The 12,620-nt window shown below is 69.5% G+C and carries 15 protein-coding genes; 6 read left to right on the top strand and 9 right to left on the bottom strand.

The features are described from left to right. Positions 1-36: 36 nt before the first annotated feature. The gene (locus tag RALTA_RS00785) at positions 37-924 is read right to left on the bottom strand and encodes a DMT family transporter (protein WP_012351500.1); all 888 of its coding nucleotides are present in this window, start codon (positions 922-924) and stop codon (positions 37-39) included. A gap of 111 nt (positions 925-1,035) precedes the next feature. Here RALTA_RS00785 and RALTA_RS00780 point away from each other — a divergent pair, with 111 nt between their 5' ends. Further along, complete coding sequence (locus tag RALTA_RS00780) at positions 1,036-1,950, top strand: LysR family transcriptional regulator (protein WP_012351499.1); 915 nt, start codon at positions 1,036-1,038, stop codon at positions 1,948-1,950. 21 nt (positions 1,951-1,971) lie between these two features. Here RALTA_RS00780 and RALTA_RS00775 read toward each other — a convergent pair whose 3' ends face one another. Then, entirely contained in the window at positions 1,972-2,559 is a 588-nt protein-coding gene (locus RALTA_RS00775) for a TetR/AcrR family transcriptional regulator (RefSeq protein WP_012351498.1), read from the bottom strand. A 64-nt stretch (positions 2,560-2,623) separates the two neighbouring features. Here RALTA_RS00775 and RALTA_RS00770 point away from each other — a divergent pair, with 64 nt between their 5' ends. Further along, on the top strand, positions 2,624-3,052 hold the full coding sequence (locus RALTA_RS00770) for a VOC family protein (protein ID WP_012351497.1): 429 nt from the start codon (positions 2,624-2,626) through the stop codon (positions 3,050-3,052). Between the two features lie 13 nt (positions 3,053-3,065). Here RALTA_RS00770 and metW read toward each other — a convergent pair whose 3' ends face one another. The 5 genes from metW to argB form a co-directional block, all read right to left on the bottom strand. Continuing rightward, complete coding sequence (gene metW / locus RALTA_RS00765) at positions 3,066-3,677, bottom strand: methionine biosynthesis protein MetW (RefSeq protein WP_012351496.1); 612 nt, start codon at positions 3,675-3,677, stop codon at positions 3,066-3,068. After that, entirely contained in the window at positions 3,674-4,855 is a 1,182-nt protein-coding gene (gene metX / locus RALTA_RS00760; protein ID WP_012351495.1) for a homoserine O-succinyltransferase MetX, read from the bottom strand. Before metX ends, metW begins: the two co-directional genes overlap by 4 nt. A 275-nt stretch (positions 4,856-5,130) precedes the next feature. After that, positions 5,131-5,805 carry a nucleoid occlusion factor SlmA gene (gene slmA / locus RALTA_RS00755; protein WP_012351494.1) on the bottom strand — a complete coding sequence of 225 codons (675 nt, stop codon included), beginning with the start codon at positions 5,803-5,805 and terminating at the stop codon, positions 5,131-5,133. After that, positions 5,802-6,752, bottom strand: coding sequence for a pyrimidine 5'-nucleotidase (locus RALTA_RS00750; RefSeq protein WP_041232245.1), 951 nt, complete (start codon positions 6,750-6,752; stop codon positions 5,802-5,804). The genes slmA and RALTA_RS00750 overlap by 4 nt, the downstream gene beginning before the upstream one ends. Before the next feature lie 72 nt (positions 6,753-6,824). After that, positions 6,825-7,742 (bottom strand): acetylglutamate kinase, encoded by a 918-nt coding sequence (argB, locus tag RALTA_RS00745; protein ID WP_039008462.1) that lies wholly within the window; start codon positions 7,740-7,742, stop codon positions 6,825-6,827. A 336-nt stretch (positions 7,743-8,078) separates the two neighbouring features. Here argB and RALTA_RS28955 point away from each other — a divergent pair, with 336 nt between their 5' ends. Further along, on the top strand, positions 8,079-8,339 hold the full coding sequence (locus RALTA_RS28955) for a cysteine-rich CWC family protein (RefSeq protein ID WP_012351491.1): 261 nt from the start codon (positions 8,079-8,081) through the stop codon (positions 8,337-8,339). Here the strand turns inward: RALTA_RS28955 and RALTA_RS00740 are convergent. Then, positions 8,282-8,842, bottom strand: coding sequence for a DMT family transporter (locus RALTA_RS00740; RefSeq protein ID WP_012351490.1), 561 nt, complete (start codon positions 8,840-8,842; stop codon positions 8,282-8,284). The two genes, RALTA_RS28955 and RALTA_RS00740, sit on opposite strands and share 58 nt — an antisense overlap. A gap of 93 nt (positions 8,843-8,935) precedes the next feature. Between RALTA_RS00740 and RALTA_RS00735 the strand changes: the two genes are divergently transcribed. Further along, positions 8,936-9,871 carry a LysR family transcriptional regulator gene (locus RALTA_RS00735; protein ID WP_012351489.1) on the top strand — a complete coding sequence of 312 codons (936 nt, stop codon included), beginning with the start codon at positions 8,936-8,938 and terminating at the stop codon, positions 9,869-9,871. Between the two features lie 25 nt (positions 9,872-9,896). Here RALTA_RS00735 and RALTA_RS00730 read toward each other — a convergent pair whose 3' ends face one another. Further along, a complete protein-coding gene (locus tag RALTA_RS00730) occupies positions 9,897-10,388 on the bottom strand; it encodes a copper chaperone PCu(A)C (RefSeq protein ID WP_012351488.1) in 492 nt (163 codons plus the stop codon). 186 nt (positions 10,389-10,574) lie between these two features. On the opposite strand from RALTA_RS00730, the gene RALTA_RS00725 reads away from it, so the two are divergent. Continuing rightward, the gene (locus tag RALTA_RS00725; protein ID WP_012351487.1) at positions 10,575-11,969 is read left to right on the top strand and encodes an ATP-binding protein; all 1,395 of its coding nucleotides are present in this window, start codon (positions 10,575-10,577) and stop codon (positions 11,967-11,969) included. After that, positions 11,966-12,577 carry a response regulator transcription factor gene (locus RALTA_RS00720; protein WP_012351486.1) on the top strand — a complete coding sequence of 204 codons (612 nt, stop codon included), beginning with the start codon at positions 11,966-11,968 and terminating at the stop codon, positions 12,575-12,577. The genes RALTA_RS00725 and RALTA_RS00720 overlap by 4 nt, the downstream gene beginning before the upstream one ends. Positions 12,578-12,620: the final 43 nt, after the last annotated feature.

Genomic DNA, 12,620 nt, shown 5'->3' with positions numbered 1-12,620 from the left:
CGGCGGTATGACCGCCCACGCCCGCGACGCCGCGCTTCATCCCCGCGCCCGCCGCCGCAATGGCAACGCCCAGCCGAGCTGGTTTGCGACCACGCCCAGCAGCACCAGCGCCATGCCGGCCACCTGCAGCGGCCCCAGCACCACGCCGAACACCATCACGTCGATGACGATCGCCACCAGCGGATAGATGAACGACAGCGTGGCGATCGACACCACCGACAGCCGCTGGAAGGCCCCGTACAGCAGCGTGTACATCACGCCGGTATGCACCAGCCCCAGTGCCAGCAGTGCGCCCCAGGTGCCTCCGCCATAGCTGCCCGCCGCCGGATGCGCCAGCGGCGCCAGCATCAGCACGCCCAGCACCATCTGCAGCCCGGCGATCTGGCCAGGCGGGATGGCCTGCAGCCGCCGCGTCGCCAGCGTCGTCACGGCGTACAGCAGCGCGGCGAGCAGGCCCAGGCCGATGCCGGCCAGCATCGACGCGCCCCCGGCGCCATGCTCCAGCCCGGTGATCAGCATGACGCCGGCAAAGGCCAGCACCAGCCATGGCAGCCGCGCGAACGGGAAGGGCTCGCGCTGCAGCACCGAGGTCAGCATCAGCAGGAAAAAGGGCTGGGTGTGGTAGACCACCGTGGCAATGGCGATGCCGCTGTACGCGTACGCCGAGAACAGTGCCAGCCAGTTCAGCACCAGCGTGACGCCGCCCAGCACCAGCCAGCCGGCCTGGGCGCGGGTCATGCGCACCCAGCCCCGCTGCAGGGTCAGCACGCCCAGCAGCGCGGCGCCGCCGAACAGGCAGCGGAAGAACACCACATCCAGCGGCGGCTGGCCGCTGGTTACCACGAACCAGCCGATGGTGCCCGACAGCACCATGGCTGCCACCATGCGCCAGGCGCCGCCGCGCTGGGGTTGTTGCGAAGGCATGAGGAACTCCGGTCAAGCGAATGCCCGCATTGTTTCACTCGTCACGCAAGTCAACAATGCAGCCACGGATCAATTAGTATTTGACTACTGGTCAAAGACAGGACATCAGCCATGCTGGATACGCCACTCAATGCGATGGCGGTGTTCGCGCGTGTAGTCGAGTGCGGCAGTTTCTCGGCCGCCGCGCAGGACCTCGGCATGACGCCGTCGGCGGTCAGCCGCCATGTCTCCCGGCTTGAAGGCAGGCTCGGCGCAAGCCTGCTGCAGCGGACCACGCGCGCGTTCGCGCTGACCGAGCTGGGCCAGTCGGTCTACGCCGCCTGCGCGCGCATGACCGCGGCCGCGCGCGAGGTCACTGCGCTCGCCGGCGAACATGGCGGTGCGCCGCATGGCGTGCTGCGCGTGAGCGCGCCGGTGTCGTTCGGCCAGGCCTGGCTGGCGCCCCGGCTGCCGCCGCTGCTGGCGAAATATCCGGGACTGGACCTGCAGCTGACCCTGGCCGACCGCATGGTCGACCTGGTCGAAGAGGGCCTCGACGTGGCCGTGCGCATCGCGCGCGAACTGGCCCCCGGCCTCGCGGCGCGGCCGCTGCGCGAGGTGCGCTACCGGCTGGTAGCCTCCCCCGCTTATCTGGCGCGGCACGGCGCGCCGGCCACGCCGGCCGACCTGCCGGCCGCGCGCTGCCTGTACCTGGGCTACGGCAATTTCGGCGAGCGCTGGACCCTGCGCCACCACGCCGGCGGCGACAAGGTGGAGGTGCGCATCCCGCCGCGCCTGACGCTGAACAACAGCCTGGCGATCATGAGCATGGTCGAGCGCGATGCCGGCATCGGACTGGTGCCGGATTTCTCGCTGGGCGATGCGCTGGAACGGGGGCGCGTCGTCACCGTGCTGGGGGACTGGGACATCCTGGAACCCTACATCGGCACGGCATACGCGGTGTACACGCCGACGCGGCATGTCCCGCCCAAGGTGCGGGCCTTTGTCGACCACCTGGCTGCCAGCGCGGGTGACGCGCCGCGTTAAGGTTCCGGGGGGCGCGGGGTGCTAGCCCTCGGCCTGCCCCAGCACCCGGCGCAGCAGCCACAGCATCGCGTCGCGCACCTGGCCGGCATTGGCGCCGGCTTCGATCTCCAGCGCGGCACGGTCGAAGGCGGCCGACAGCAGCGGCGCCACGCCGCCGGCATCGATGCCCGCCGCCTCCAGCCCCTCGCGCAAGGTGCGAGCCGCGTTGGCCTCGTCGAGCGCCAGCATCTCTCGCAATCCCAGTACCGCCGGCCCTTCCACCAGCAGCAGGCGGGTGCGTCCGGGTACCGTCATCGCCTGCAGGTAGGCTTGCGCCCCATCGAGCAGGGCCTCGGCCGCGTCTTGCCCCGCCGGCGTGGCGGCTTCGATGTCGGCGGCGACGGCGGCGGCTTCCTCGGCCAGCACGTGGCGGAACAGGTCGCGCTTGTCGGCGAAGTGGTGGTACAGCGCGCCGCGCGTGATGCCGGCGGCGGCGCAGACGTCAGGCGTCGAAGTCTCGGCGTAGCCGCGGCTGACGAACAGGGCGCGGGCGGCCTCCGTCAGCGCCTGACGCGTGGTTTCGGTACGTTCGCGGTTGGTGCGGGCCACGTTCGGGCTCCTTGCAAACATGCAGCCTGTATCTTAATATGGATTTACATACAGACTGCATGTATTTTAAACCAGGAGTCACCGCATGAAAGTCACCAGCTATAACCCGGTCATCATGACCGCCGACGTGGCCGGGACGGCCGCGTTCTATCAACAGCATTTCGGTTTCACAGCGTTGTTCACCAGCGATTGGTACGTGCACCTGCAGCTGGCGGACGATCCCACGGTCAACATCGCCGTGCTCGACGGCAGCCACGAGACCATCCCCGCGCCGGCGCGCGGCCAGCGCGCGCAGGGGCTGCTGCTGAACTTCGAGGTGGAAGATCCGGATGCCATCCATGACCGGCTGCGCACGGCAGGGCTGCCGATCGTGCAGCCGCTGCGCGACGAAGCCTTCGGCCAGCGGCACTTCATTACCGCGGATCCCAACGGCGTGCTGATCGACATCATCAAGCCAATCCCGCCGTCGGCGGAATTCGCGGCGCAGTACCGGGCCGGCGCGCTGCCGGGGTAGGCCGCGATTCCGTTCAGGCCGCGCAGACCCGGTACACCGCCAGGCTGCCGCGCCAGTTGACGCCCCAGCTGACGGTCACGCCCTCGTGCATCACGACGCGATCGATCACGCGCAGGCCGACCTTGGGCGCCAGCGCCTCGAAGTCGCTGATCGTCAGCACGCGCACGTTGGGGGTGTTGTACCACTGGTAAGGCAGAGACTCCGACACCGGCATGCGGCCGCGGAACACCGACAGCCGGTGCGGCCAGTAGCCGAAGTTGGGGAACGAGACGATGCATTCGCGCCCCACCCGCAGCGTGTCGCGCAGCACCTGCGCGGTGTTGTGGATGGTCTGCAGCGTCTGCGACAGGATCACCGTGTCGAAGCTCTTGTCCTCGAACAGCGCCAGCCCGCCCTCCAGGTTCTGCTGGATGACATGCACGCCTTTCTGCGCGCAGGCCAGCACGCCTTCGTCGCGGATCTCGATGCCGTAGGCCTGCACGTCGAGCTCGTCCTGCAGCACGCGCAGCAGGCTGCCATCGCCGCAGCCCAGGTCGAGCACGGTGGAGTTGGGTTCGATCCAGCGCGCAATCGCGCGGAAGTCGGGGCGCAGCGCCAGGATATTGGGATTGGCCAGGGCGTTCATGCGCCGATCTCCTCCGCGATGCGGTCGTAGTAGGCGCGCATCAGGTTGTGGTAGCGCGGGTCGTCGAGCAGGAAGGCATCGTGGCCGTGCGGCGCGTCGATCTCGGCGTACGAGACCGGGCGCTTGTTGTCCAGCAGCGCCTTGACCAGCTCGCGGCTGCGGCTGGGGGCGAAACGCCAGTCGGTGCCGAAGCTCGCCACCAGGAAGCTGGCCTGGGTCTGCGCCATCGCACGCGTCAGGTCGCCGCCATGGGCCAGCGCGGGATCGAAGTAGTCGAGCGCGCGCGTGATCAGCAAGTAGGTGTTGGCGTCGAAGTACTCGGCAAACTTGTCGCCCTGGTAGCGCAGGTAGCTCTCGACCTGGAACTCGACGTCGAACGAGAAGCGGATGTCCTCGCTCTTGAGCTCGCGGCCGAATTTCTCGGCCATGTCCTCGTCGGACAGATAGGTGATATGGCCGATCATGCGTGCCACGCGCAAGCCGCGCTTGGGCTTGACCCCATGCGCGTAGTAGTTGCCGCCGTGGAAATCCGGGTCCGACAGGATGGCGCTGCGCGCCACTTCGTTGAAGGCGATATTCTGCGCCGACAGCTTGGGCGTGGACGCGATCACGATGCAATGGCGCAGGCGGTCGGGGTACATCAGGCTCCAGGCCACCGCCTGCATGCCGCCCAGGCTGCCGCCCATCACCGCGGCAAATTGCGTGATGCCGAACGCGTCGGCCACGCGCGCCTGCGCATTGACCCAGTCTTCCACCGTGACCACCGGGAACGCCGCGCCATACGGGGCGCCGGTGGCCGGGTTCAGGCTCATCGGCCCGGTCGAGCCGAAGCACGAGCCCAGGTTGTTGATGCCGATGACGAAGAAGCGGTTGGTATCGAGCGGCTTGCCGGGGCCAACCATGTTGTCCCACCAGCCCACGTTGCGCCGGTCGTCGGCATAGACCCCGGCGACATGGTGCGAGGCGTTCAGCGCATGGCAGACCAGCACCGCGTTGGAGCGGTCCGCATTGAGCGTGCCGTAGGTCTCGACCATCAGGTCGTAGCCGGCGATGGACGAGCCATTGCGCAGCTTCAGCGGCTCGGCAAAGTGCATGCGCTGCGGTGCGACCACGCCGACCGAATCGGGCGGCAGGTCGAACGCGGCAGGCGCGGCGGTCGGCAGGGCGACATCAGTCATGGAATCCGGCCCGTGGCGAACGGGCATAAAAAAACCCGACCGGCATTTGCGTATCAAGCGTCGCAGCCAAGTCGGGATTCGCTGGATTCCTTGCGGGATTCCGCTGCCGGCGCCATCCACTGCCGTGGTGGCATGGGGCGCCGACCCAACCTCTTTAGCCGCATTTATAGTGGCAGGCCCCAGGACCCAGGTCCGTGGCCGCCGCGCGCCCGCAAGCCAGTCATCAAATCGGCGCGACCGGGCAATTATAGAGCAATCGGCCCGGCAGGTTGCATTCAGGCCAGCAGCACGCGCAGATGCGACTCGGCATGGTCCGACGGCGACTTGCGGAAACCGCTCTTGGCATAACGGTGCCACTGGCCCTGCACCGCCGCCATGATCAGCGCTGCGCGCGCGGGAATATCGGCATCGGCCGGAAAGGCAGCCTGGGTCACCGCCACCTTCAGGCACTGGCGCAGCGAAGCCTCGATGCGGTCCACTACCTGGTTGATGCGTTCCTGCAGCCGCTCGTGCTCGCCCACCAGCGCCTCGCCGGTCAGCACGCGCGTCATGCCCGGGTTTTTTTCCGCGAAGGACAACAGCATGCGCACGATGGCGTGGGCCTGGCGCAGGCCGTGCTCTTCCTTGTCGGTGATCTGGTTGATCAGGCCGAACACGGTCTGCTCGATAAAGCCGATCAGCCCCTCGTACATCTGCGCCTTGCTGGCGAAATGGCGGTACAGCGCCGCCTCGGACACGCTCAGGCGCGCGGCCAGCGCCGCGGTGGTGATCTTTTCCCCGCGCGGGTGTTCCAGCATGGTGGCCAGCGTCTGCAGGATCTGCACGCGGCGCTCGCCGGGCCGCGGACGCTTGCGCGCCGGCATGGCCGGCTGCTGGTCGGCGTCCGGTTCGCTGCCCTGCGCGCTGCCCGTGATGACCGCCTCTGGTTCGCGCCCGTTGCTTTGCGTCATGACCCGGTTCTCCGCATTCGTCGTTGGAGTTGATGCATCGATTGTACTTTTATGTCCACATAGGCAGGCCGGTTCGGCACGCGGGCACGCACCCGCGGCACATTGTCGGGCTGCGCCTGCGGCGCCTGGGTCTCGGCGGCCACCAGCGTCACCGAGCGCTCCTGCACGGCGTGGGCGGCGTGGCTGCGGTCCTCGGCCTGCAGCGTCGAGCGCACCGCGGCGTCGCGGCGGCTGCCGTCGTCATGTCCGGCGGCCGGCGCGGCCGGCACCACGTGCGGACGCGAGGGCGCGACCGTGCGCAGGTAGCCCGTCACCCATGCGGTGCGGATGCCGGTGCCGGCGTAGCGCTTGAGATGCGACACGGTGTCTTCCACCAGCACCGCGCGATGCGGCGCGATGCGCGCCTGCGCCAGCAGCCGGCGCAGCATGCGGCGGTCCGGCTTGGGCCGCAGGTGGCCGTGCACCCACATCTGCTCGATCGCCACCACGCGCTCGAAGCAATGCCGGATGCCGGCGATTTCGAGCACGGCGCGGGCGTAGTCCTGCGGCGCATTGGTGACCAGGATCTTGCGCCCGGGCAGGCGCCGCAGGTGCGCGGCCAGCCCGCGCCGGACCCGCACCATGTCGGCCAGCGCCGGGAATTCATGGGCGGCGCGCAGGAAATCCGCCGGATCCACGCCGTGGTGGCGGATCATGCCGAGCAGCGTGGCGCCGTAGCGCTGCCAGTAGTCCACGCGCACGCGGCTGGCGGTGGCCTCGTCGCAGCCGAGCACGCGCGCGACGTAGGCGGTCATCAGCCGGTTGATCGCCGGGAAGATCGCATGCGAGGCGTCGTGCAGCGTGTTGTCGAGATCGAACAGCCAGACCGTGCCGCCCGAGGTATTCCCCGCGGGACGGCGGCAGAGGCGAGCGCGGACACGGCGCGGAGCGGGAAGACTGGAAGGCACGCCGGACAACTCGGAGGGTGATGGGATATGCCGGGACGTCCGGCCGTGGCCGGCGCCGCCCCGGGGCTCCGCTCAGTGCGAGCGGATCATGGTGCCGAAGGCCTGCTCGGTCAGGATTTCCAGCAGCAGCGAATGCTCGATGCGGCCATCGATGATGTGCACCGAATGCACGCCGCTCTTGGCCGCGTCCAGCGCCGACGAAATCTTCGGCAGCATGCCGCCCGAGATGGTGCCGTCGGCGAACAGTTCTTCGATCTCGCGCGCGGACAGGTCGGTCAGCAGGTTGCCCTTCTTGTCCATCACGCCCGGGATGTTGGTCATCATCACCAGCTTCTCGGCCTTCAGGATCTCGGCCATCTTGCCGGCGACCACGTCGGCGTTGATGTTGTAGGCCTGGCCGTCGTCGGAGAAGCCGATCGGCGAGATCACCGGGATGAATGCGTCGTCCTGCAGCGCCTTGACCACCGCCGGGTTGATCGCCTCGATGTCGCCGACGTAGCCGATGTCGATGAACGCGCCCGGGTTCTCGCGGTCCGGCATTTGCAGCCGCTTGGCGCGGATCAGGCCGCCGTCCTTGCCGGTCAGGCCGACGGCCTGGCCGCCGTACTGGTTGATCAGCATCACGATGTCCTGCTGGACCTCACCGCCCAGCACCCATTCGACCACTTCCATGGTCTCTTCGTCGGTGACGCGCATGCCCTGCACGAAGGTGCCGACCTTGCCGACCTTCTTCAGCGCCTCGTCGATCTGCGGGCCGCCGCCGTGCACCACCACCGGGTTCATGCCGACCAGCTTGAGCAGGATCACGTCGCGCGCGAAGCCGTGCTTGAGCTTTTCTTCGGTCATGGCATTGCCGCCGTACTTCACCACGATTGTCTTGCCGTGGAACTTGCGGATATACGGCAGGGCCTCGGCGAGGATCTCGGCCTTCAGTGCGGGAGCGATGGCGGCCACCGCGGTCGCGGCAGGCCCAGGGTTGTCGGCGTTCATGGGGGACATCCGTGAGAATCAACAGGTATGATGGCTAAGCCGCCGCGTCCCCGGGGGGAAGCCCGACGGATCGCCCCCGGGGATCGCCCGAAAGTGCGCCATCCGGCCACGGCAGGCGCCGATTTTACAAGAAACCGCGCGGGGCGCGAGCGCGCCGGCCCAACGCGGCGCGGTGAACCGGCTGCAAGCGGCCTGCGGGGCACCGGCGCGTTCCGTCGATGCAACAAGCACACCGCTTCGTAGCGGTTTGGCCCGCGCCGCGGCACAGTGTTCCCGAATCGCTTCGATCATGCCTGACCGAAATTTCCGCGCCGCCTCCCCAATGCGGAGGCAACCATGAGCGACGCCGCAGCGGTGCTGACCGGCCAGCTGCGCCCGGTCGAACATTGCAGCCGCTGCGGCGCCGGCTTCGTCTGCGGTTATGTGGCGGGGTTGCCCGAGTGCTGGTGCGCCAGCCAGCCGCTGCTGCCTGCGCGGCAGATCGTGCCGGGCCAGCACTGCCTGTGCCCGGCCTGCCTGGCAGACCGGAGACAGGCCAGTCAGGCGCCGGATTCCGCGCCCGTTCCCGCTTCCGCCCCCGATCCAGCGGTCGGCTGACGCGCCGGCGCAGCCGCCGCGCCGCTGTCCCACTGCATCGCCAGCATCCCGGCCACGATCAGCGCGGCGCCGGCGATCCGCGCCGGCGTCAGCGCACGCACCGCAAACCCGGCCAGGCCGAACTGGTCGACCAGCAGCGCGGCCAGCACCTGCCCGGCCACCACCGCGGCGATGAAGCCGGCGGCGCCCAGCCGGGGCGCCATGATCAGCGCGGCGGAGATATAAAACACCCCCAGCACGCCCCCGCTCCACAGCCAGGCAGGCGCCTGGGCCAGTGCTGCCGGCGACGGCAGCGGCACCCGCATCAGCCACAGCACGGGCAGCAGCGCCACCAGGCTCACCAGCAGCGACACCAGCGTGGCGGAGAGCGGATGTCCAAGCATGCGCCCCAGCGTGGCGTTGGCCCCGGCCTGGAACGGGATCGCGGCGCCGGCCAGCACGGCGGTGCCAAGCGGCAGCCAGAGCGATGCCGGGATCGAAAACGACAGCTGGGTGCCTGACATGGCGCGCTCCATCGGGCAAGATGCGATGCCAGCAGTTTGAAATATCGCTTTGCGAATTTCCAATTCTGCTTTCATACGTTTAATATTCGCCGAATGAATAGCCTACGCGGAATCGACCTCAACCTGCTGGTGGTGCTGGAAGCACTGCTGGCGGAGCGCCATATCTCCCGCGCCGCGCTGCGGCTGCACCTGAGCCAGCCGGCGGTCAGCCACGCGCTCGGGCGGCTGCGGCAGCTGCTCGACGACCCGATCCTGGTGCGCGGCAAGGGCGGCCTGGTGCTGAGCGCGCGCGCGCACGAGCTGTCTGGCCCGCTGGCCGAGGCGCTGGCGCAGGTGCGCATCCTGCTGGGGCCGAGCGGCTTCCAGCCCGCGACCGCGCGGCGCAGCTTCCGGCTGGCGATGTCGGACTACGGCGCGCTGGTGGTGCTGCCGCGCCTGCTGCGCGCGGTGCGCAAGGCCGCGCCCAATATCGACCTGGTGGTGTCGCAGGCCAGCCGCGAGGGCATGACCGCGCAGGTGGCCGACGGCGAGATCGACATGGCGCTGGGGGTGTTCAGCCACCAGCCCGAAGGCGTGCAGTCGGCCGAGCTGTTCCGCGAAAGCTATGCCTGCGCAGTCGATGCCGCCACGGTGCGCGATACCGGCCGGCTCGACCAGGTGGCCTATCTGGCGCGCTCGCACGTGCTGGTCGCCACCCACAGCGAACGCATGGATGCGATCGACACGGCCGTGGCCAAACTGGGGGGCCGGCGCAAGATCGCCTGCGTGGTGCCGCACTGGAGCGTGGCGCCGGCGCTGATCGCCGGGACCAACCTGGTGCTGACCACCGCGCGGCGCAGCCTGGCCGCGCTGGAAGACGACCCGCGCTACGCCGTGTTCGCGCCGCCGTTCGCGCTCGACGACTTCACCTTCAGCATGATCTGGCATGAACGCACCGAGGCCGATCCGGCCCACGCCTGGCTGCGCGAGCGCGTGCTGGCGGCGGCGTCGAGCCCCGAAGCGGACGAGCCGATCAGCTTGCGTGGCTGAGGGCCCGCGGCTGGCCCGGCGCCGATCAGTGCTTGTGGTCGCCGTGGCCGGCGTGGCCGCCGCTGGCCGCGCCCGGCACCATGCTGCGCACTTCGGCCGTGACCTTCTGCTCGATCACCTTGCCGCCCTGCTCGATCTTCAGCGTGATGGGCACGGTATCGCCGGGCTTGAGCTGCGCTTTCAGGTCCATCAGCATCACGTGGTAGCCGCCCGGCTTCAGTTCGACGTTCTGCATCTTGGGCAGGTCCAGCGACTTGAGCTGGCGCATGCGCATCACGTTGCCTTCCATCTTCATTTCATGCAGTTCGGCCGACGCCACCGGCGACGAGACGCCGACCAGCTTTGCGTTCTCGTGCGCGTGCAGCACCATGAAGGCGCCCGAAGCGGTCTGGGTCGGCACCGTGCCGCGCACCCAGGCGTTGCTGACATCGACCTGCGCCAGCGCGGCGCCGGATGCCAGCGCGGCGGCCAGGGCAAAGGTGGCGGCCAGCGTGGCCGGGCGGAATTTCGCTTGCATCAAAGGCTCTCCTGAAAGCAGACATTAGACCATGGCGAGGACCGCCCTGCCTGCGCCCGGCATGGCCGCCGGGCGCGCGCGATCGACCACGCAACCAGCCAGTCTGGCAGCCGCCGCGGGGGCAAGCCAATGCGGCAAGGTGTCGCACGCGCCGGCGCCCCGCGGCGGCATTGATACACTCGCGCCATGCGCCCCGCCCCAGCCCTGACCCGCCTGCCTGACTTCCCGTTCCTGTCGCCCTTGCCGGCCGGCAGTTCGGCGCGCCATGGCCAGGTGACGCTGCGCCGGCTGTTCTGGCTGCGCTGGGCGCTGCTGGGCGGACAGGCGCTGACCGTGCTGGTGTGCGAGCCCATTGCCGGCATCCGCCTGCCTTACGCGCCGCTGCTGGTGGTGCTGGGGCTGCAGGCGCTGTTCAACCTGCTCACCGGCCTGCGGCTGCGCCAGCACACGCGGCGCAACAGCGCGCCCGGCGAGGCCGAGCTGATGGGCCAGTTGCTGGTGGACCTGACCGCGCTGTCGGCGATCCTGTTCTATACCGGTGGCGCGACCAACCCGTTCGTCTCGTTCTACCTGCCGGGGCTGGCGATCGCCGCGGCCATCCTGCCGTGGCGCCAGGTGATAGCGCTGGCGCTGTATGCGCTGGCCTGCTACACGGTGCTGCTGATCGAATACGTGCCGCTGGACCTGCACAACCCGGACAACGCGGTGAACTACCACCTGGCCGGCATGTGGCTGAATTTTGTCGCCAGCGCGGTGATGATCGCGCTGTTCGTGGCGCGCCTGTCGGGCGTGCTGCGCCAGCGCGAGGCGCAGCTGAACCTGGCGCGCGAGCAGCTGCTGCGCGAAGCGCGCGTCGAAGACCTGAACGGCCAGGCCGCCGCGGTCGCGCATGAAATCGGCACGCCCCTGGCCACGCTGGCGGTCATTGCCGGCGAACTGCGCGCCGATGCCTCGGCCCCCGGCCGCGGCGCCACCGCCATCAGCGGCTATCTGGCCGACCTGCAGACCATGGAACAGCAGCTGGCGCTGTGCCGTTCGATCCTGGCGCGGCTGCGCGAAGACCCGGCCACGCTGGCGCCGCAGCGCATCGACGGGTGGCTGCCGGCCTTTGCCGAGCGCTGGCAGCTGCGCCATCCCAACGCCAGCCTGCAGGCCGTGGCCACCCCGGGCGCCGGCGCACAGGCGGTGGAAACCGCGCGCGTGGGCCAGATCCTGACCATCCTGCTGGACAATGCCGCGCGCAGCCAGCAGGCCGCCGGACGCGGCGCGCAGCCGCTGCAGCTGCAGATCGCCATGGCGCCGGGCAACACCGCGCCGTGGCTGTCGTTCCGTGTCGCCGACCACGGCGACGGCATCCCCGAAGCGCTGCGCGGCCAGCTCGGCGAGACCCCGGTGGCCAGCCAGCATGGCGGCCAGGGCATCGGGCTGTACCTGGCACAAAGCGCCGCCCGTCAGATGGGCGGCGAACTTGCCTGGCATGACCGCCCGGGCGGCGGCACCGTCGCCGAACTGCGCCTGCCAGCGCTCTCCACGCTTTCCGCATCGGCGGCCCCTGCCGCCACCGCGCCCTCTGCCTTATGACCGAAGCCCTCACCCCGGTACCCGAAGCCACCGCACCAGCGGGCACGCCTTTCCTGGTGATCGACGATGACGAAGTCTTTGCCGGCACGCTGGCGCGCGCGCTGACGCGGCGCGGCTATGCCGTGGCGGTGGCGCACGACGGCCGCACCGCGCTGGCGCTGGCCGCGCGCACCGACTTTGCCTACGTCACGCTGGACCTGCACCTGGAGCCGCCGCCCGAAGCCGGCAGCACCGCGCCCGCCGAGTCCGGGCTGCAGCTGGTGGCGCCGCTGCGCCAGGCCCTGCCCGACGCGCGCATCCTGATCCTGACCGGCTACGCCAGCATCGCCACCGCGGTGGCGGCGGTCAAGCAGGGCGCCGACGAATACCTGGCCAAGCCGGCCAATGTCGATTCGATCCTGACCGCGCTGATGGCGGGCGTGTCGGAAGACGCGGCGCAGGCCGCGCTGGAAGAGCCGGTGCCGCTGTCAGTGGCGCGGCTGGAATGGGAACACATCCAGCGCGTGCTGGCCGAGCATGGCGGCAATATCTCCGCCACCGCGCGCGCGCTGAACATGCACCGGCGCACCTTGCAGCGCAAGCTGGGCAAGCGGCCGGTATCACGCTGAACGCGCTGAACGCGCCCCCCAATGCAAAAGGCCGCGCACGTGC

The organism is Cupriavidus taiwanensis LMG 19424 (assembly GCF_000069785.1).
In the GTDB taxonomy this organism is placed as follows: domain Bacteria; phylum Pseudomonadota; class Gammaproteobacteria; order Burkholderiales; family Burkholderiaceae; genus Cupriavidus; species Cupriavidus taiwanensis.
This window is presented reverse-complemented; position numbering and strand designations above follow the sequence as displayed.

What these genes read in the sequence shown, in the direction of transcription:
- RALTA_RS00780 (WP_012351499.1), top strand. Translation starts at nt 1,036, where the DNA reads ATGCTGGATACGCCACTCAATGCGATGGCGGTGTTCGCGCGTGTAGTC.
- RALTA_RS28955 (WP_012351491.1), top strand. Translation starts at nt 8,079, where the DNA reads ATGAGCGACGCCGCAGCGGTGCTGACCGGCCAGCTGCGCCCGGTCGAA.
- RALTA_RS00730 (WP_012351488.1), bottom strand. Translation starts at nt 10,388, where the DNA reads ATGCAAGCGAAATTCCGCCCGGCCACGCTGGCCGCCACCTTTGCCCTG.
- argB (WP_039008462.1), bottom strand. Translation starts at nt 7,742, where the DNA reads ATGAACGCCGACAACCCTGGGCCTGCCGCGACCGCGGTGGCCGCCATC.
- RALTA_RS00720 (WP_012351486.1), top strand. Translation starts at nt 11,966, where the DNA reads ATGACCGAAGCCCTCACCCCGGTACCCGAAGCCACCGCACCAGCGGGC.
- RALTA_RS00725 (WP_012351487.1), top strand. Translation starts at nt 10,575, where the DNA reads ATGCGCCCCGCCCCAGCCCTGACCCGCCTGCCTGACTTCCCGTTCCTG.
- RALTA_RS00770 (WP_012351497.1), top strand. Translation starts at nt 2,624, where the DNA reads ATGAAAGTCACCAGCTATAACCCGGTCATCATGACCGCCGACGTGGCC.
- slmA (WP_012351494.1), bottom strand. Translation starts at nt 5,805, where the DNA reads ATGACGCAAAGCAACGGGCGCGAACCAGAGGCGGTCATCACGGGCAGC.
- RALTA_RS00785 (WP_012351500.1), bottom strand. Translation starts at nt 924, where the DNA reads ATGCCTTCGCAACAACCCCAGCGCGGCGGCGCCTGGCGCATGGTGGCA.
- metX (WP_012351495.1), bottom strand. Translation starts at nt 4,855, where the DNA reads ATGACTGATGTCGCCCTGCCGACCGCCGCGCCTGCCGCGTTCGACCTG.
- RALTA_RS00775 (WP_012351498.1), bottom strand. Translation starts at nt 2,559, where the DNA reads ATGTTTGCAAGGAGCCCGAACGTGGCCCGCACCAACCGCGAACGTACC.
- metW (WP_012351496.1), bottom strand. Translation starts at nt 3,677, where the DNA reads ATGAACGCCCTGGCCAATCCCAATATCCTGGCGCTGCGCCCCGACTTC.
- RALTA_RS00735 (WP_012351489.1), top strand. Translation starts at nt 8,936, where the DNA reads ATGAATAGCCTACGCGGAATCGACCTCAACCTGCTGGTGGTGCTGGAA.
- RALTA_RS00740 (WP_012351490.1), bottom strand. Translation starts at nt 8,842, where the DNA reads ATGTCAGGCACCCAGCTGTCGTTTTCGATCCCGGCATCGCTCTGGCTG.